This window comes from Parafrankia colletiae (assembly GCF_001854655.1).
Taxonomy (GTDB): Bacteria; Actinomycetota; Actinomycetes; order Frankiales; family Frankiaceae; genus Parafrankia; species Parafrankia colletiae.
In genome coordinates, this window is the sequence record NZ_MBLM01000116.1 from 13,974 (window position 1) to 31,954 (window position 17,981).

Annotated in this window: 20 protein-coding genes; 14 read left to right on the forward strand and 6 right to left on the reverse strand. The window is 70.6% G+C overall.

The window, feature by feature from the left end:
- Window positions 1-63 precede the first annotated feature (63 nt).
- The gene (locus CC117_RS15645; RefSeq protein ID WP_084132187.1) at window positions 64-789 is read right to left on the reverse strand and encodes a TetR/AcrR family transcriptional regulator; all 726 of its coding nucleotides are present in this window, start codon (window positions 787-789) and stop codon (window positions 64-66) included.
- 102 nt (window positions 790-891) lie between these two features.
- Between CC117_RS15645 and CC117_RS15650 the strand changes: the two genes are divergently transcribed.
- The 3 genes from CC117_RS15650 (at window position 892) to CC117_RS15660 (ending at window position 3,229) form a co-directional block, all read left to right on the forward strand.
- A complete protein-coding gene (locus tag CC117_RS15650; protein ID WP_071084796.1) occupies window positions 892-1,926 on the forward strand; it encodes a zinc-dependent alcohol dehydrogenase in 1,035 nt (344 codons plus the stop codon).
- A 1-nt stretch (window position 1,927) separates the two neighbouring features.
- Window positions 1,928-2,317: a VOC family protein gene (locus CC117_RS15655; RefSeq protein WP_071084798.1), complete on the forward strand. Its 390-nt coding sequence runs from the start codon at window positions 1,928-1,930 to the stop codon at window positions 2,315-2,317.
- A 99-nt stretch (window positions 2,318-2,416) separates the two neighbouring features.
- Window positions 2,417-3,229, forward strand: coding sequence for a sugar phosphate isomerase/epimerase family protein (locus CC117_RS15660; protein ID WP_071084800.1), 813 nt, complete (start codon window positions 2,417-2,419; stop codon window positions 3,227-3,229).
- 80 nt (window positions 3,230-3,309) lie between these two features.
- Here the strand turns inward: CC117_RS15660 and CC117_RS15665 are convergent, their stop codons facing one another.
- Window positions 3,310-3,927 carry a class F sortase gene (locus CC117_RS15665; RefSeq protein ID WP_071084802.1) on the reverse strand — a complete coding sequence of 206 codons (618 nt, stop codon included), beginning with the start codon at window positions 3,925-3,927 and terminating at the stop codon, window positions 3,310-3,312.
- Between the two features lie 167 nt (window positions 3,928-4,094).
- Window positions 4,095-4,598 (reverse strand): hypothetical protein, encoded by a 504-nt coding sequence (locus CC117_RS15670; protein WP_071084805.1) that lies wholly within the window; start codon window positions 4,596-4,598, stop codon window positions 4,095-4,097.
- 335 nt (window positions 4,599-4,933) lie between these two features.
- Here CC117_RS15670 and CC117_RS15675 point away from each other — a divergent pair, with 335 nt between their 5' ends.
- From CC117_RS15675 to CC117_RS15685, 3 genes are all read left to right on the forward strand, one after another.
- Entirely contained in the window at window positions 4,934-5,386 is a 453-nt protein-coding gene (locus CC117_RS15675) for a hypothetical protein (protein ID WP_071084807.1), read from the forward strand.
- 303 nt (window positions 5,387-5,689) lie between these two features.
- Window positions 5,690-7,135, forward strand: coding sequence for a sensor histidine kinase (locus tag CC117_RS15680; RefSeq protein ID WP_071084809.1), 1,446 nt, complete (start codon window positions 5,690-5,692; stop codon window positions 7,133-7,135).
- 11 nt (window positions 7,136-7,146) lie between these two features.
- Window positions 7,147-7,827, forward strand: coding sequence for a response regulator transcription factor (locus CC117_RS15685; RefSeq protein WP_071084812.1), 681 nt, complete (start codon window positions 7,147-7,149; stop codon window positions 7,825-7,827).
- Between the two features lie 17 nt (window positions 7,828-7,844).
- Here CC117_RS15685 and CC117_RS15690 read toward each other — a convergent pair whose 3' ends face one another.
- Together CC117_RS15690 and CC117_RS15695 are read right to left on the reverse strand one after the other, a co-directional pair.
- On the reverse strand, window positions 7,845-8,558 hold the full coding sequence (locus CC117_RS15690) for a hypothetical protein (RefSeq protein ID WP_071084816.1): 714 nt from the start codon (window positions 8,556-8,558) through the stop codon (window positions 7,845-7,847).
- A complete protein-coding gene (locus tag CC117_RS15695; RefSeq protein WP_071084818.1) occupies window positions 8,555-8,887 on the reverse strand; it encodes a PadR family transcriptional regulator in 333 nt (110 codons plus the stop codon). Before CC117_RS15695 ends, CC117_RS15690 begins: the two co-directional genes overlap by 4 nt.
- Window positions 8,888-9,127: 240 nt before the next feature.
- On the opposite strand from CC117_RS15695, the gene CC117_RS15700 reads away from it, so the two are divergent.
- The 8 genes from CC117_RS15700 (at window position 9,128) to CC117_RS15735 (ending at window position 16,549) form a co-directional block, all read left to right on the forward strand.
- A complete protein-coding gene (locus CC117_RS15700; protein WP_071084820.1) occupies window positions 9,128-9,742 on the forward strand; it encodes a DoxX family protein in 615 nt (204 codons plus the stop codon).
- A 38-nt stretch (window positions 9,743-9,780) separates the two neighbouring features.
- A complete protein-coding gene (locus CC117_RS15705; protein ID WP_241830135.1) occupies window positions 9,781-10,479 on the forward strand; it encodes a DUF488 domain-containing protein in 699 nt (232 codons plus the stop codon).
- Between the two features lie 94 nt (window positions 10,480-10,573).
- Complete coding sequence (locus CC117_RS15710) at window positions 10,574-13,027, forward strand: endonuclease/exonuclease/phosphatase family protein (RefSeq protein WP_071084822.1); 2,454 nt, start codon at window positions 10,574-10,576, stop codon at window positions 13,025-13,027.
- 175 nt (window positions 13,028-13,202) lie between these two features.
- Window positions 13,203-13,496 carry a hypothetical protein gene (locus CC117_RS15715; protein ID WP_066072678.1) on the forward strand — a complete coding sequence of 98 codons (294 nt, stop codon included), beginning with the start codon at window positions 13,203-13,205 and terminating at the stop codon, window positions 13,494-13,496.
- Between the two features lie 49 nt (window positions 13,497-13,545).
- Window positions 13,546-14,157, forward strand: coding sequence for a superoxide dismutase (locus CC117_RS15720; RefSeq protein ID WP_071084824.1), 612 nt, complete (start codon window positions 13,546-13,548; stop codon window positions 14,155-14,157).
- A 71-nt stretch (window positions 14,158-14,228) separates the two neighbouring features.
- Complete coding sequence (gene def, locus CC117_RS15725; protein ID WP_071084826.1) at window positions 14,229-14,789, forward strand: peptide deformylase; 561 nt, start codon at window positions 14,229-14,231, stop codon at window positions 14,787-14,789.
- A 335-nt stretch (window positions 14,790-15,124) separates the two neighbouring features.
- A complete protein-coding gene (locus CC117_RS15730; RefSeq protein ID WP_071084828.1) occupies window positions 15,125-15,619 on the forward strand; it encodes a flavin reductase family protein in 495 nt (164 codons plus the stop codon).
- Between the two features lie 111 nt (window positions 15,620-15,730).
- On the forward strand, window positions 15,731-16,549 hold the full coding sequence (locus tag CC117_RS15735) for a GntR family transcriptional regulator (protein ID WP_241830136.1): 819 nt from the start codon (window positions 15,731-15,733) through the stop codon (window positions 16,547-16,549).
- Window positions 16,550-16,626: 77 nt separating this feature from the next.
- On the opposite strand, the gene CC117_RS15740 is transcribed toward CC117_RS15735, so the two are convergent.
- Complete coding sequence (locus tag CC117_RS15740; protein WP_071084878.1) at window positions 16,627-17,967, reverse strand: LLM class flavin-dependent oxidoreductase; 1,341 nt, start codon at window positions 17,965-17,967, stop codon at window positions 16,627-16,629.
- Between the last annotated feature and the right edge of the window lie 14 nt (window positions 17,968-17,981).

Genomic DNA, 17,981 nt, shown 5'->3' on the forward strand with positions numbered 1-17,981 from the left:
GCGATGCCAGTGCCGCGAACCTTGCCGGGCACGACACAAGGACGTCATGAGGACGCCCTGGTTCTACGCGGCGCCCTCGGGCGCTGCACGCCCGGTCTGGCCGGTCGACGGGTTCGGGGTCTGAGACGTCTGGGGGGACCTTTCGTCGCGGATGCCGAGCACGGYCGAGATGGCCTCGCCACAGAGGGTTCGCACCAGAGTCATGTCGGCCGCGCCGGACTGGGTGAGCGAGAGGGCGGCGGCACCGCGGGCCATTCCTGTGATCATGATGGCTGCGGCATCGGCGTCGATGTCCTGGCGGATCGATCCCTCCTGWTGGCCGCCGCGGATCGTCTCGGCGAGCAGGTTGTGCGTCTGCCGGTCCACCTCGATGACGGTGGGTAGCGGCGCCTYGGCAGGAAAGGTGGCACCCCACAGCACGACGACCGCGCGCTCCTCCGGCGAGTCCGCCGTGGTGAAGACCTGGAGGTAGGTCTCGATGGTCGCCCGCAGCACCTCGAGCCTGGAGAGCCCCTCGATGCGCTGATGCTTCTGTCGGAGCGCCTCCGCGGTCGCCTCCAGTGTCCGTTCGTGTGCCCGCTCGGCGAGCCGGCTGATCAGGACGTCTTTCGATCCGAAGTGGTAGGCGGGCATCGCCCGGCTGATGCCGGCGCGGGCGCCGATGCTGCGCAGCGACGCACGCTCGATCCCACGCTCTGCGATCAGCTCGGCGGCGGCCCGCAGCACCGCCGCCTCGGAGGCCGCACGCCGTTCCGCCTGAGTCCGCCTCGCCCCGCTGGCCGCCGTCACAGTCCGTCACCCTATGGACCGGTCCGTGGACCGTCAAGCATTGACTTGCCTGCCGACTGACAGGAAAGTATGAAGCCCACTTCGCCGCGAGGAGACGTCGACGTGCCACGTGCGATCGTGTTCAAGGGTGACGAGACCTGGGACCTTCGAGAGGTCCCGAAGCCGGCGTTAAGACCCGGATTCGCGGTGCTGCGGGTCGAGGCCGTCGGCATCTGCCACAGTGATGTCGACCAGTTCCGGGGCCATGCGCCGGTGCCGTCCGGTGGGGTGTTCCCCACCGTTCCCGGTCACGAGATCGTCGGCCGGATCGAGGAGATCACGCCGGAGGCGGAGGCACGGTTCGGCGTCCGGGAAGGCGACCGGGTCGGGGTTCGCTCGGTGGTTCTCGGACCGGCCGGTAGCAGGGTCTACGGCTTCGACTTCCCCCTCGACGAGGGTTCCGGGCTCTTCGGCGGCTACGCCGACTACATGGAGCTCGCGCCCGGGTCCGAGGTTCACAAGCTTCGCGACGACCTGCCGGCGACCGAGCTGACGGTCTACGAATGCCTGACCAACGCGATCACCTGGATCCGAGCGGTGCAACCGGGTCAGACCCTCGTGGTGGAGGGCCCTGGTCACATGGGGCTGGCCGCGATCGTCGGCGCCCGCGCGGCCGGCGCCGGAAAGATCATCGTGACCGGGCTGAGCGGCGACAGGCTCCGGCTCGACACCGCACTCAGGGTGGGCGCGGATCACGCCATCGACGTGGAGAACGAGGACGTGGTCGCCCGCGTCGCCGAAATCACCGGCGGGGCCATGGCGGATGTCGTCCTCGACGCCGCGTCAGGCAACCCGGTGACGCTGAAGACCGCGATGCAGATCGCGCGGACCGGCGCGACGATCGTCGCGGCCGGGATGAAGGACCGGCTTCTCGACGGGCTCGACGTCAGCCAGATCCCACTGCGCCATCTGACCATCGCGCCAGGCGGCGGCCTCGACCTCGCCGGAGCCTGCACGATGATCAACGAGGGCAAGGTGCCCACCGGCGTGCTCCACGGAGCGTCCTTCCCACTCGAACAGTTCGAGGACGCGCTGGCGCTGGCCGATCGACGGGTCCCCGGCCAGGACGCGGTGCGCGTCTCCCTCAAGGTGGCCTGACATGACCGTGTCGCGCGTGGAAGTCGGGCTCGTCAGCACGAACGAGGCGCTGGTGGACTTCTTCATCACCGTCTTCGACCTGAAACGACTCCCGGTGATCACGTCAGGGGCGGGGGTGCTCCATCCGCTCCAGGCACCCGGCGTCACGATCAAGGTCATGGTTCCCGCGCAGCCCCCCACCGTGACCGAGCCTCCCGCCGTCTTCATCGGTGCGACCGRCATCCGGTACCTCACGATGTACGTCGACGATCTGGGGAAGATCACGGATCGTGTGCTGGCTGCCGGGGGGCGGCTGGTCATGGGCCCCCTCGACGTCGCCCCCGGCGTGCGCCTCGCGGTCTTCGGTGACCCTGACGGTAATGCCCTCGAAGTCGTCGAGGGTGCTTCCTGAACCGACCCGCCTCTGCTGCCCGGACACCGCACGGCCCAGCCGGGAGCCGGGACCTTCCGGCGCAGCAGATCTCTGCCACCATATAAGGAGGCGAACCCGATGGAGAACCTGGGCATCGAGTTCCTCAGCGTCTTCGGCATGCCACCGGTGGAATTTGTCTCCCTCGCCGCTGACCTCGGCTGCCGGCACATCTCCACCGGCCTGGAATCCAATCCGTACAGCTCACTGGGATACCCGCCGTTCTCACTACGCGAGGATGCCGCCCTGCGGCGGGAGATGATCGCGGCGATGYGCGACCGCGRCATCTCCATCTCGCTCGGGGAGGGAATGAACATCCGTGCGGGCTCCGACGTTCGCAACCGAGCTCCCGACCTTGAGCTCATGGCCGAGCTGGGTGTTCGACGGGTCAACACCGTCTCCCTCGATCCCGATCTGGGTCGCAGCGTGGAGCAGTTCGGAATCCTCACCGAGATGGCGGCGTCCTTCGGCATGGAGGCGACCCTGGAGCCGAGCCCGGGCCTGACCATCGGGGATCTGTCGACAGCGCTCCACGCCATTCGCCAGGTCGGGCGGCCGGACTTCCGTCTCCTCATCGACACGATGCACGTCGTCCGGGCCGGTTCCACGCCCGACGACATCGCGGCGCTGGAGTCCGACGTCGTCGGATACATCCAGCTCAGYGACGCGCCGCTGGTCCCCACCACCTCCGACTACATGACGGAGGCGATGTTCGAACGAATGGTGCCCGGCACGGGCGAGCTGCCGTTGCTCGACATACTCTCGGCGCTGCCCCGCGACCGGACAATCGGACTCGAGGTACCGATCCGTTCACAGGCAGAAGCTGGCGTCAGTCCTGCTGACCGGCTCGCCCGATGCGTCGAGGCGACCYGCGGACTCCTGGCCCAGCTGTAGTTCGCTTCATCGCCGAAGGCGACTTCGCTTCACAGGCAAAGTCGACATCATTCTGCATTTCGCGGCCGGGGGCGACGACGTCAGACCAGGTCAGCGAAGACGATGACGTTGTCGCGGTAACTGGACCGGGCCTGGTCGAACGTCCCGCCGCAGGTGATCAGGCGCAGGGCGGGGCGGCCCGTGGGCCCGTAGACCTCGTCGGAGGGCAGTCTGTCCTTCGGGTAGCGCTCCAGCCGGCTGACCACGAACTCGGCCGACGAGCCGTCCACGCGGTCGACCTGGACGCGATCGCCGGGCACCAGCTCGCGGAGGCGGAAGAACACCGCCGGCCCGGTGTGCGAGTCGACGTGGCCGGCGATCACCGCGGTCCCGTTCTCGCCCGGTTCGGGCCCATCGACGTTCCAGCCCGTCTCCGCGAACACCTTCGGCGCCTCCAGCCGCCCGTCCGCGGCGAGCGCCAGCGGGACGACAGGCGCCGAGACGCCGATGGCCGGAACGCGGATCCGAACCGGATCGGCGACCTGCCCCGCCGCGGCCCCCGCCGCGGCCCCCGTCTCGCCGGCTGCGCTGCCTGCGTCGGTGGGCCGCGCCGACACACCGGACGCCGGCACCGACGCCGACACCGCGCCGGTGGACCGGTCGGATGCCGACCCGGACGTCCCGCATCCCAGCAGCACGCTCAGAAGCAGCGAGACCACGACGGCGGCGCAGCACCGTCGAGCCGCAGCGCAGGACGTGCGGTGAACGCGCGGGGAGGCGCGGCGCTGGCCGTGCCCGTGAACCGAGAACCTCAACACCGCGCGCCTCCTTTGGTGGGTGTGTAGTAGTTGGAATCCCCCTCGTTCACGAGGGGGAGGACGTCAACTCAGCTCTCGACCCGTGCCGGTGCCGTGCGCCGCCGGACGCCCAGTCCAACGATCAGGCCCAGCCCGGCGCCGGCAGCCGCGAGGGGAAGCACCGGCGCGCCGTCTTCGGTCTCGGCCGTGGCGGTGCCGCCCGCGCCGGTGTCGACCCCGCCGACGGGCAGTGAGCCGTCGCGTCCCGGCGCGACCGCCCGTTCGCAGCGCAGCCGCTGCTGCTCCGGCGACACCGCGGGGTCCTCGACCGCGCAGGCGGCTGTTCGCGACGGAACAGGCACCGCGGACGGCACGGGCCCTGGCACGGCGCCCGCCGGCGTTTCCGCCGGAACCGGTGCGGGCGCTGYGGGCACCCCTGGAGGGGTCGCGGCAGGTGGCGCCGGGGCGGGAGCCGACGTGGTCGCCGCGGCGGCGGACGTCGACGTCGCGATGCCGGCGCCCAGCAGGGTGAGCGCCAGCCCTGCGATGCCCACCAGCTTTCGGGTACGCGGCAGGTTCTGGGTGGATGCCATCGTCGAACCTCGGTTCGGTCATGCCGCGGCCACTCCGCGGCGGCGCAGAGTGACACTCGTCGCCGAGCGTGGGTGTGCCATGAAACGGAGATGAGAGCTCTCTCATCGCCAGGCCACGGCGGCGTGCAGGGGCGGTGGCCGGCAATGCCTGGCCGACCACTTCTGGCGGGTGGGGCCCGGTCCCGCCGGCGGCGGTGTCACGTCCCGTCCTAGCCTTGCTGTCCATGAGGCGCTTCCGGCGGGACCAGCGGGATCAACCGGAACGTCGGGCCGCGCGCGGGCGGCACCCCCGCCGCCGTACGGACAGTCGACGCCGGCCCGGGCGCCCCTGGCTGGTGCTGCTGCCCGGGGCCGTGTTGTCCCTGGTCGTCGTGAGTGCGCTCGTGGCCCCCGGGTTCGGCGTGGTCGTCACCGGCCGCGGCCAGCCACGGCCGCCGGACCTCGGCGGTCCCATCCTCGTGCCGACGGTGACGACGACCGCGACCCCGGTTCCCAGCCCGACGACTGAGGAGCCGGCGCCAACAGGGGTGCCGACCGGAGTGTCGGCCGAGCAGACGCGGCAGCGGTACCTGCGGGAACTGGCTACTCGCATGTCCGGACAGGAGACACCGCAGCGGCTCGCCATCCGGCCGGACGACGCGCCTGCGGTGACGTACCGCCCGTTGCCGGCCGCCACCACGGATCCCAGTGCGGCACCCGCACCCGTGCTGTCGGAACCCGGAGTGACCCTGGTGCCCAGCGCACCGCCACGCGCACCGGGGCGCGCACTGCCCGCCGCAACACCGTGATGCCGGGTGCCCCGGCTCTCTCGCCATCCCTGACGGCGCCCTGTTCGGCGCCACCCCGGTCGTCGCTGCGGAACGGCCGGTAAAGATGAGAACCTTCTCATCCCGGTCTCACCAATCCTGTGGGACTTCCCCGCCAGGCTGGCGGTTGTGCCGGTTCCGGAAAGGTCGAGGAGGCACGCGGACGGCCTGGCGATGAGGCTGACCACCGGGCGCCCGGCGCCACAAAGGCTGGCACCAGAACGGCTTGTACTGAAACGGCCGGCACTGCGACGGCTGGCGCTGCGACGGCTGGTACCCAGGTGGATGCGTCGGGCCGCGCGTTATCTCGCGAGCTCCGCCCGTCTGCACATCCTCGGCTGGCAGCTGCTCCTCGTGGCGGTGGCTCTCGCCGGCTCGGTTCTCGTCTCACGGGAGGTGCTGCTCCAGCGGGTGGACGAACGCGTCGACCGGGGGCTGGCGCTGGAGGTCGCGGAGCTTCGGCGTCTCGCCATCCGCAGCGTCGACCCGCGGACGTCGCGACCGTTCACCGACGTCCGGCAGCTCCTGGAGGTGCACCTGGAGCGCAACATCCCAGAGCCCAGCGAGACCATGCTGGCGCTGGTCGACGGTGTGCCGTACCGGCGCAGCGCCGAGGAGCCGATCTACCGGCTCGACACGGACCCGGCCGTGGTTGCGGCCCTGCTCGCCGGCTCGGAGCCCCGATACGGCACCATCATGACGCCCGCCGGCGAGGTGCGGTACGCGACGGTGCCCGTGCGGGTGGCGAGCAGCCCCGCCCGCGGTGTCTTCGCCGTGGCCGTCTTCGCGGATCAGGAACGGGCCGAGGTCGACGAGGTCGTCCGCGTGCTCGCGATCGTGGGGTTCGTGGCGCTGGCGCTGGCCGGAGCCGGTGGCTGGCTCGTCGCCGGCCGCGTCCTCGCGCCGGTCCGTGAGCTGCGCCGCACAGCGCAGACCATCACGGACACGGACTTCTCCCGCCGCATCCCGGTCGCCGGCCGGGACGAGATCTCCGAACTGGCCCGCACCTTCAACGGGATGCTCGACCGGCTGGAGGAGGCGTTCAGCACCCAGCGGTCGTTCGTCGACGACGCCGGCCACGAGCTCCGCACCCCCATCACGATCATCCGTGGACACCTGGAGCTGCTCGGAGACGATCCCGCCGACCGCGCCGACACGGTCGCGCTGGTCACCGACGAGCTCGACCGGATGAGCAGAATGGTGGACGACCTGCTCACGCTGGCCAAGGCCGAGCGGCCCGACTTCCTGCGCCTCGAACCGGTCGAGCTGGCCGGGTTCACCGAGGACCTGATGTCCCGGGCCGGGGCGCTGGCGCCGCGCCGGTGGCGGGCGGAGACTTCCGGTGCCGGCATGGTCGTCATGGACCGTCACCGCGTCACCCAGGCGCTCGTGCAGCTCGCGCAGAACGCCACGCAGCACACCGATGACGGCGACGAGGTGCGGATCGGCTCCCGGCTGCGGGACGACGCCGTGACCTTCTGGGTGACGGACACCGGGCCGGGTGTCGCGCCGGAACACCGGGCACGGATCTTCGAACGGTTCGCCCGTGGCCCGGCCGGACGTCGTTCGTCGTCCGAAGGCGCGGGTCTCGGTCTCGCCATCGTGCGCGCGATCGCGGTGGCGCACGGCGGAAATGTGCGGGTGCGGAGCGGGCCGGGCCTCGGTGCGACCTTCGAGATCACGCTGCCGCGCTCCGGCCCCGGCCCTCTCCCCGCCCCGCCGAGCAGTTGAGGAGAGCAACCGTGAGCAGCAGCGTCCTGATCGTGGAAGACGAACGCAGAATCGCCTCGTTCATCGAGAAGGGGCTGCGGGCCAACGGTTTCGTTCCGCTCTGCGTCAGCGACGGCGCGACCGCGCTGGACATCGCGATGACAGCCGACATCGACCTGATCGTCCTGGACCTCGGACTGCCGGACATGGACGGCTTCACCGTGCTGCGCCGCCTGCGTCGCGCGGGTGTGCGGGTTCCCGTCGTCGTGCTGACCGCCCGTGACGGCGTGCGCGACACCGTCGCCGCCCTCGAAGGGGGTGCCGACGACTACATGAGCAAGCCCTTCCGCTTCGAGGAGCTCCTCGCCCGCGTGCGGCTCCGCCTGCGCACCGAGCGCGCGACGGAGGAGGTGACGGTGCTGTCCGCCGGCGACATCAGCCTTGACCTGCGCACCCGACGGGCACGGGTGGGGTCCCGGAGCATCGACCTCACCGCCCGCGAGTTCCTTCTCGCCGAGACCTTTCTGCGCCATCCCGGCCAGGTACTCGCCCGGGAGCAGCTGCTGTCCGCCGTCTGGGGGTACGACTACGACCCGGGAAGCAACATCGTCGACGTCTATGTCGGCTATCTCCGCCGCAAGCTGGGCGCGGGAACCATCACGACGGTACGAGGAATGGGATACCGCCTGGAACCCGACCCCCCCGGTGAATGACGTGGGTGAATTCCAGTTTATTCGCCGTCACCACCGTGTTGGATCGGCTTGCCGGCGACGTTATGCATGTCGCGTCGGCCGGTGTCGGTGTCGGTGTCGGCAGCTTCGCCCAGCTCGGCACGCAACAGGGCGGCGTTGGAAAGGATCGTCAGCGAGCACCAGAGTCGTCGGGGAGCGGCCAGCGGGCCGGTGATCTCGGCGAGGGTCGCGCGGAATTCCTCCGTATAGCGTGCCTGTCGCTGATCATCGACCGCGATGGCCGCCGCGACCCCGACCAGGCTGTGGGCCAAGGTGCCGGGCCGCAGTTCTCTGGTTACCTGTCGGGCGGACAGCGYGGTGCGGCGCACGCCCCCTCCGACTGACACCAGCCTCCACCCCGAACTCGGCCGGCGAACGCTGGCGACCGCGCCCACCACCGCGCTGACCGCGGCTGTCTCGGCCGCTGGCGTTCCGGGACACAGCAACCACACCGTCGACCCGATGTAGGCACCCGCAAGCGCGCCGAAGCAGGGACGGCCCCGCAGGGGATGGCGATGGGTGAACGCGCCGAGAACCAGCCCGAGCGCCGCGCCTGCCGTGGCCACCGCATGGGTCGGGTCAGCGGGGAGGGCGTCAGCCAGCGTGCTGGCGAGACAGAGGCCGGTGACGACGCCGACGACCGCCCGCCGGGCCAGCGCCCGGGACGGGGCGACCAGAACCGCGTGGGGGGCAGCGTCCAGAGTCGCGGTCATCGGGCGCCCTCCGGCGCCGAGCTGAATCCGCCCAGCCCGCGGCGCTGGCCGGCGCCGCGACCACGGCGCTCGGCGAGCAGCACCCGGGCACCGGCCATGCCCTCCGGCGTGAAGCCGTAGAGCCGCCGACGCGGCCCGGGGCGATCGGTTTCCTCCCAGTTCGAGGTGATCCACGCGAGGCGCTCGAGCCGGGCCAGGATGGGGAATACGCTGCCGGTCGCCAGCCCGGCCCGCTTGGCGATCGCCAGGCCGTACGGCTCGACCTCGCCGTTGAGAAGCACCTCGAGGACATCGAGCGTTGCGGGTGTCACCCGGGACAGTCCGGCCATGGCATCAAATCTATATATGTAGAGATAGCACGGTCAAGGTCTGGATCTTGTCCCGTCTCGAGCCGTCACCACGGGACAAGTGTCGCTGCGACACATCGAAGGAGCTGCCCGGCGCGGTCGGTTGCTGGGCGAGCCGACACAGCCGGGTTACGGCGGGCGTGTGGTACCCGTTCGGCGCTGCGGGCAGACATCTTAGTGACCAAAGGATCACCCAGTGTGCCTCTACATGGAGGTCTCGACATGAAACTTCTCGAGCGGCACCGGACGCCCCACCGCCCACCACCCGCCACCCCGGCCCGACCCGCCACCCCAGCCCGACCCGCCACCCCAGCCCCACCCGACGCATCCCGCCCCGTCGCGCGTCCCGCGGCCGTGTCCGCCGGCGACCTCGGGCTCCTGCTCCTACGCATGACCTTCGGCCTGCTGCTCGCCGGACATGGCGCGCAGAAGCTCTTCGGCCTGTTCGGCGGCGAGGGCCTCACCGCGACCGGCAGAGGGTTCGCCCAGCTGGGTTACCACCCCGGCACCTTCTTCGCCGGGCTGGCCGGAGCAGGCGAGCTCCTCGGCGGCCTGGGCCTGGCCGCGGGCCTGCTGACTCCGTTGGCGGCCGCGGCCGTGATCGGCGTGATGATCAATGCGATGATCGTGACCGTGCCGCAGGGCCTGTGGGCAACCGACGGCGGCATGGAGTACCCGCTGTGCATCGCGGTGGTCGCGACCGCGGTGGCGGCGGTCGGCGCCGGGCGGCTCGCGCTCGACCGCCTCTTCCGGCGGCGCGACGGTGGGTTGCCCGAGATGGCGTTCGCCGTTGGGCTCGGCAGCCTCGGCGCCGCCATCGTCCTGGCGGTCAGCTGACGTCCTCGGCCGGCGCGGCCCGTGCCGGCTGAGCGATGGTGCTCCGGTCAACGCCGTTGGCGGCCACCGCCGAGGTCCGCGGCACCGCGACCGACGCCGACGGGTACACCGGTGGGATGACTCCGGCCCCAGTCCTGCTCACCGTCGGCCATGGCACCCTGTCTGAGGGCAGCCTGGTCGAGCTGCTGCGCGGCGCCGGGCTCGGGCTGCTGGTGGATGTCAGGTCGGCGCCGGGAAGCCGGCACAACCCGCAGGTGGCTCGGCGCAACATCGAACGGTGGCTGCCGGCCGCCGAGGTGGCCTACCGCTGGGAGCCGCGCCTCGGCGGCCGGCGCCCCGCCCCGGCGGACTCCCCGGACGTCTCGCTGGTGAACCGGTCGTTCGCCGGCTACGCCGCCTGGATGCGCACGCCGGCGTTCACCAAGGCGGTCGACGAGCTGCTCGCCGAGGCCGGAACGGTACGGACGGCGGTCATGTGCGCCGAGACGCTGTGGTGGCGCTRCCACCGGCGGATGATCGCCGACTTCGTCACGATGGTCCGCGGCGGCCAGGTGCTCCACCTGCGCCACGATGGCCGCACCGACCCGCACCGCACGACCTCCGGCGCGCGGCGCCGCGACGACGGCCTGCTCGTCTACGACGCCGGCACCCTGCAGCAGGAGATCATCGATCTGCCGGACCTCGGCACAGCACCTACCAGCAGTGAAACGCGACAAGAAGAAATAAGGAATACCTAGGGCAATCACGACAGTTCGTCAAATTGGTACTTCCACCAGATCACGCCGGGCACCATGCTCCTGGGGATCACCTTCCCCTTAGGAGCAGAGCACCTTGGCAAATCTCAGCGCACGCCGCTGGACCACGGCGGCGAGTCTGTCGTTCGTGGCCGCGGCCAGCCTGACGGCCCTCCCGGCTCCCGCGAACGCGCTCTCAGCCGACGTCGTCATCTCCGCCGTGTACGGCGGAGGCGGCAACTCGGGGGCGGCCTTCAAGAACGACTTCATCGAGTTGGCGAACCTCACGGCCAGCCCGGTCAGCGTCGAGGGCTGGACCGTTCAGTACGCCTCAGCGGCGGGCGTCGTCTTCCAGACGACGGCCCTGTCCGGGTCGATCCCGGCCAACGGCCGTTACCTGATCCAGGAGGCCGCCGGCGCGGCCGGCACGCTCGACCTGCCGACACCCGACGCCACGGGCACCGTCCCGATGTCGGCCACCTCCGGCGTCGTCGCCCTGGTCACCGCCACCTACTCGCTGGTCGGCTGCGGCACCCTCTGCGCCACCGCGCCCAACGTCAAGGACCTCGTCGGCTACGGCGCCACCGCCAACGTCGAGACCCTCGCCGCTCCCGGGCTGACCAACACCACGGCCCTCGCCCGCAGCGGCGACCTGGTCGACACCGACAACAACTCGGTCGACTTCACCTCGGGCGTGCCGAGAGCCACCAACGCGGCCGGTGTCACCGTGAACGCCGGCGACGGCCCGGGCAACCCGACCGACCCGACTCCTGGCAGCACCCGGATCCACGACATCCAGGGCTCGGGCCGGATCTCCCCGATCGTCGGCCAGAGCGTCACCAACGTGTCCGGCATCGTCACCGCCGTCCGTAGCACGGGCAGCTCCCGCGGCTACTGGATGCAGGACCCGTCGGCCGACGCCGACCCGCTGACCAGCGAAGGCCTCTTCGTCTTCACCGGCTCCACCACCCCCGCGGTCGCCATCGGCGACTCGGTGCTGGCGACCGGCCGGGTCACCGAGTACCGCCCCACCGCCGGCGCACAGACGCTCACCGAGCTCGGCGGCCCGATCAACACCATCAGGCTGACCGGCGGCAACGCCCTTCCCACGCCGGCCCCCGTCAGCCTCGCCGACACCTTCACCAAGACGGGCAGCCTCGAGGCCCAGCCGCTCGAGCCGGGCTCGTACGCGCTCGACTGGCTGGAGGTCCACGAGGGCATGCGGGTCACCGTCGCCCAGGACACCCGTCTCGTCAGCCCGGTCGACACCGAGTTCGGCGAGCTCTGGGTCACCCTGAAGCCGGCCCAGAACCCGACCCCGCGCGGTGGTTCGGCGTATGTCTCCTACGACGACCCCAACAGCGGCCGTCTGATGCTCCAGGCCCTGAACGGCGCCCCCGCCGCCAACGTCGGCTCCACGCTCGCGGGGGGTTCGGTCGGCGTCGTCGACTACCAGTCGTTCGGCGGGTACGTCATCCAGACCACCGCCCTCGGAGCCATCACCGAGGGCAGCCTCAAGCCGCAGAAGGTCACCCCGCCGAAGAAGGCCGGCGACCTGTCCATCGTCACCTACAACGTCGAGAACCTCACCGTCACCGACTCCGACGCCAAGTACGCGCGGCTGGCCGAGGCTGTCGTCGTGAACCTCGGCAAGCCCGACATTCTCGCCCTGGAGGAGATCCAGGACAACAACGGCACCGCCGACGGCGGCGTCGTCGCCGCCGACCAGACCATCGCCAAGTTCATCGCGGCGATCGTGGCGGCCGGCGGCCCGACCTACCAGTCGCGTTCGATCGACCCCAACAACGGCACCGACGGTGGCGCCCCCGGCGGCAACATCCGCCAGGTGTTCCTGTTCAACCCGGCCCGGACGACCTTCGTCGACCGCCCCGGCGGCGACGCGGACACGGCTGTGACCGTGCAGAAGGTGCGCCCGACCAGCAACCAGATCATGCTGTCGGCCTCCCCCGGCCGCATCAACCCGACCAGCTCCGCCTGGAACGCCAGCCGCAAGCCCCTGGTCGGCGAGTTCCGGTACGACGGCGACAAGCAGCTCTTCGTCATCGCCAACCACTTCAACAGCAAGGGCGGCGACTACCCGCTCACCGCCGCGGTGCAGCCGCCGGCCCGCACCTCCGAGGGCCAGCGCGTCAGCCAGGCGACCGAGGTCCGCAACTTCGTGGCCGACCTCGCGGCCAAGAGCGGCAACACCGCTCGCGTGGTCGTGCTGGGTGACATCAACGACTACCAGTTCAGCCCGACCCTGGCGACGCTGACCGACAACGGTGCGCTACTGAGGACGCTCATCAACGACCTGCCCGCGAACGAGCGGTACAGCTACGTGTTCGACGGCAACTCGCAGACGCTGGACCACATCCTCATCAGCCCGACCATCAAGGGCTACTCGTACGGTGTGGTGCACATCAACGCCGAGTTCTCCGACCAGGCCAGCGACCACGACCCGCAGATTCTCCGGATTCTGACCGGCTGTGGTTCCGAGCCGCTGCCCGTGCGCTGCCGTCCTGGCAGCCCCGTGGTGGATGTCGAGTAACCCCCTCTCGCAGCAGGAAAGCGCCCGTCCCCCATCCCGGGGGACGGGCGCTTTCCGTTTCGGACACCTGGACCGGTCGACAGCAAGATCCCACACCCCGATCACGCACATAATTTGCAGTTGCATATGGGTTGCAACTACTGTCAGGTCGCTGGCCGATCGAGGGGAGCAGACCATGGGCAGCGTCCCTGACGGCCCGGCGGCGTGCCTGCCGGCAGCAATCGAGATCATGACCGCCTACACCGACTCCGCCACCGACCCCGCGTTCTTCTGGACCACCGTCCAGCGCGTGATGGCAGACGGAGCCGACCGCGCCAACCCCACAGCGGCGATGGCGGAACTCGTCCTCGGCCTCGCGACCCTGTGCGGGATCACCCTCGACCACCTCGCGGACCGATCCGGCCCCGACACCGGGCCACGCGACCTCCTCGCCGCGATCCGGAACGCCTACGTCACCGACCCCGTCTGACCCGTCCACCCGCCGGACGTCCCACCCACTCACAGCGAAGGACACCCACGTGGCCGTCTACACGTTGCCGGACCTGCAGTACGACTACGCCGCTCTCGAGCCGGCGATCTCCGGACAGATCATCGAACTGCACCACGACAAGCACCACGCGACCTACGTCGCCGGCGCCAACACCACCCTCGACAAGCTCGCCGAAGCCCGCGACAAGGGCGACTTCGGCGCGATCGTCGGCCTGGAGAAGACCCTCGCCTTCAACGTCTCCGGGCACATCCTGCACTCCATCTACTGGCAGAACCTCTCCCCCGACGGCGGCGACAAGCCCGACGGCGCCCTCGCCGACGCCATCGCCGAATCCTTCGGCTCCTTCGACAACTTCAAGGCCCAGCTCACCGCCGCCACCACCACCGTGCAGGGCTCCGGCTGGGGCATCCTCGCCTACGACCAGCTCTCCGGACGCCTCCTCGTCGAGCAGGTCTACGACCACCAGAGCAACGTCGGCATCGGCAACACCGCGCTGCTCGCCTTCGACGCCTGGGAACACGCCTGGTACCTGCAGTACAAGAACGTCAAGGCCGACTACGTCACCGCCCTGTGGGACATCGTCAACTGGGCCGACGTCGCCGCCCGCTACGCCACCGCCAGGCAGATCACCTCGGCCTGACAGGCCGAGGCTGCCCGCTGGCCAGCGGTTTGCCCGCTGGCCAGCGGACTTCGACCACCCTGGGAGGTCGCATGACGCTGTTGCCCATCCGTACTCTCGGCGACCCGGTCCTGCGCACCCCCGCCGAACCGGTCACCGCCTTCGACGCGGCGCTACGACGCCTCGTAGCCAGCATGATCGAGACCATGTACGCGGCCCCGGGGGTCGGCCTCGCAGCACCCCAGATCGGCGTCGGCCTGCGGCTGTTCGTCTTCGACACCGACTACGACACCGAGGAGCCCACGACCCGCCGGCCGCTCGTCGTCGTGAACCCGCAGCTGGAAATCGGCGAAGGAGACCAGCACGGTTCGGAGGGCTGCCTCTCCATACCCTGGCTGGGCTACCCGACGACCCGGTCCGCGAGCGCCACCGTCCGCGGGTTCGACGAGACCGGCAGCCCCGTCGAGTACAGCGGCTCCGGCCTGCTCGCCCGCTGCCTCCAGCACGAGACCGACCACCTCGACGGCACCCTCTACATCGACCGGCTCACCGGCGAGTACCGCCAGGCCGCCCGGGAGGCACTGCGTGACGGTGTCCCCGCGGCCACCCCGGCCCCTTCGGTGTTCCGTCGGGCACGCAGACACGCCGGCTGACGGGCAGGCCGGGACCAGCGGGGACCGGCCGCTCAGAAGTCCTCGTCGAAACCTGCGAAGTCCAGCTCGGCAAGCCGGTGGTCGTCGACCAGGTCGGGCTCCTCCGCCCGGACCGGCGTGAGCGACAGCAGAGCGATTGACATCTGATATATCAGAGTGTCAGAGTGGTTCTCGGACGTCATCGCACCATCCAGCGCGAGAACACATCCGGTCACCTCCCACGTCGCCGCGCGACGACGCAGAAACGCGTTCGGGCGACGCCAGGGATGGCAGAAAGGTGGGCCCATGCGCCGACGGAGAGTCACGACAGCCCTGACGCCCCGCCGGCTCGGTTCATGACCGTCGTGCAGGGAGACGACTCCCGGCTCTTCCGCGACGCCATGGCCTCCTTCCCGAGCGGGGTCACGATCGTCACGACCGCCGATGACACCGGGCGCTGGTGGGGTTTCACGGCGAGCTCGTTCTGCTCGGTCTCCATGGATCCGCCGCTGGTGCTCGTGTGCCTCGCCGCGACGGCGCAGTGTCACTCCGCCTTCGAGCAGGCCGAACGGTTCATCGTGCACGTGGTTYCCCCGGGGCACGCCGATCTGGCCGTCCGTTTCGCCACCCGCGGCGCGGACAAGTTCACCGACGCCGGCTTCCGCTCCGACGAGCGGGGCCTGCCGGTTCTGGACGAGGCCTGCGTGACGCTCGACTGCGCGGCCCACGCGGTGCACCCGGCGGGCGACCATTCGATCCTGGTCGGCCGCGTCGTGCGGACTCGCCTCGGCGACGACCAGCCCGCGGTGTACTTCCGGCGCCGCTTCCATCTGATCGGCGACGCGACCTGATCCATCCGGCGTGGAGCGTGATCCGCCCACAGCCGGAAGACGTCGCTCCAGACACAACGGCGCATCTCGCACCTGTGCGACGCCGTCATCTTCTGATATACGCTGAGTGGCGTGTCGGCATCTGGACGTACTCCCCACGGCGCGTCAGCCGAGGGCAGCCGGGCGGAGAGCGGTCGGGCACTGCCGTCCAGCACGGCGCCTGACACTGACACCGTTGCCCTCGGCACCACCGGTTCGGGCGTCCACCGGCTCCGGCTTGGCACGACCGCGCGCGACCGGGTCGCCGACGTGCTGCGCGATGAGATCATGACAGRCTGGCTGGGCCCGGGGGCACGCATCGACCTCGACGGCACGGCCGACCGCCTGGGCACCAGCCGCACGCCGATCCGCGAGGCCTGCCTGGCACTGCAGCACGAAGGGCTGGTCCGCATCGCGCCCCGCAGCGGGGTCACCGTGGTCGGCCTGCGCCGGCGCGACGTGGAGGACAACTTCGCCCTCATCGCGATGCTCTCGGGCGTGGCCGCGGCCTGGGCGGCGCAGCGGATCTCCCCGGCCCAGCTCGACGACGTCCGCCGGCTGGCGGGCGACGTCCGGCACGCGGTCGACGACGGCGTGGACCCGAAGGCGGCGAACTTCTCGTTCCACCGGGCGATCAACCGGGCCAGTGACTCCGTCCGGCTGATCGCCCTGATCCGCCAGACCGGGCGGATCGTGCCGTGGTCCTTCTTCGATCTGGTCCCCGAGCAGGCGGGCTGCGCGCTGCGCGAGCACGACGACATCGTCGACGCACTCGCCGCCCGCAACGTCGCCCGCGCCCGCCGGGTGTCGGAGGAGCACGTGGTCAACGCCGGCCAGCTGCTCGTCGCCCGGATGTTCGGTGCCCAGGAGGGCGACGCCGATTCCGCGCCGGGCACCGGCACTGCCGGCTGAGCAACCGGCCGGCCAGTACGACCGCAGCTGTCCACCCCACCGCCAGCCCGGTCCGGTGCTCGACCTCGGACGTCGACTCAGCCATGGTTCGCGCCGGACACCGGCTTCGTGAAGCTGCTGGCGGGACGGTCCAGGCCCAGGTTCTCGCGCAGTGTCGAACCGGTGTAGTGGGTGCGGAACAGGCCGCGGCGGCGCAGCTCGGGCACCACCAGGCGGACGAAGTCCTCGAACGCGCCGGGGAAGTGGGTGGCCGCGATGACGAACCCGTCGCACGAGCGGCTCTCGAACCACTCCTGCATCTGGTCGGCGACCTGCGGCCCGGTGCCGACGAACCGCGGCCCCTGCAGCAGGGTCGCGCGGTGGCTGGCCAGTGTCCGCAGGGTCATCGGCCCGTCGCCGAGGTGCCTCTTCACGCCCTGGACGAGGCCGCGGATGCCGGAGACGGAGTTGATCAGCTCGTCGGTCACCTCGTCGTCCAGCGCGTAGCCGGAGAAGTCGTGGTTGGTGAGCTCGGAGAGCAGCGTCAGCGAGGCCATCGGGTGCACGAGCTGGTTGAGGAAGATGTCCTCCTTCTCCCGTGCGATCGTCTCGGTCTCGCCGACGATCACGTACGCCATCGGCAGCAGGCGGACGGCGTCGGCCGACCGGCCCTCGGCCGTGATGAGCTCCTTCTGGCCCCGGTAGTGCTCGGCGGCGATGGCCTGACTGGGATCCGCTGTGAAGATCAGGTCGGCCCAGCGCGCGGCGAAGCGCTGGCCGCGGCCCGACTGCCCGGCCTGGATGATCGGCGGCCGGCCCTGCGGCGGGCGGGGGACTGTGAGCGGGCCCTGCACCGAGAAGTACCTGCCCTGGTGGTCGAGCTCGTGGACCTTCTCCGGGTCGGCGAAGATGCCCGCCTCGCGGTTCATCACCAGCCAGTCGTCCTCCCAGGAGTCCCACAGCCTGGTGACGACCTCGATGAACTCCTCGGCGCGGTCGTAGCGTTCGTCGTGGCCGAGATGCTGGTCAACGCCGAAGTTGCGGGCCTCGGCGTCGTTGACCGAGGTGACGACGTTCCAGGCGGCGCGGCCGCCGCTGAGGTGGTCCAGGGTCGCGAAGGTCCGCGCGACGTGGAACGGCGGGTAGTAGGTCGTGGAGTAGGTCGCGCCCAGGCCCAGGTGGGTGGTCGCCGCCGCGGCGGCGCCGAGCACGGCGGTCAGGTCCAGCTTGATCGGACGGGCGCCGTGGCGCACTGCCTCGGCCGGCGAGGAGCCGTAGATCGACGGCATCGCGAGCCTGTCGTCGAAGAACATCAGGTCGAACGTGCCCTCCTCGAGCACCCGCGCGATCCGCTGGTAGTAGCGCAGATCGAGGAAGTCGGGCATCGAGCTCGGGTAACGCCACGACCCCGAGTACACCGACACGTTCGACGCCTGCATGAAGGCGACGAGGG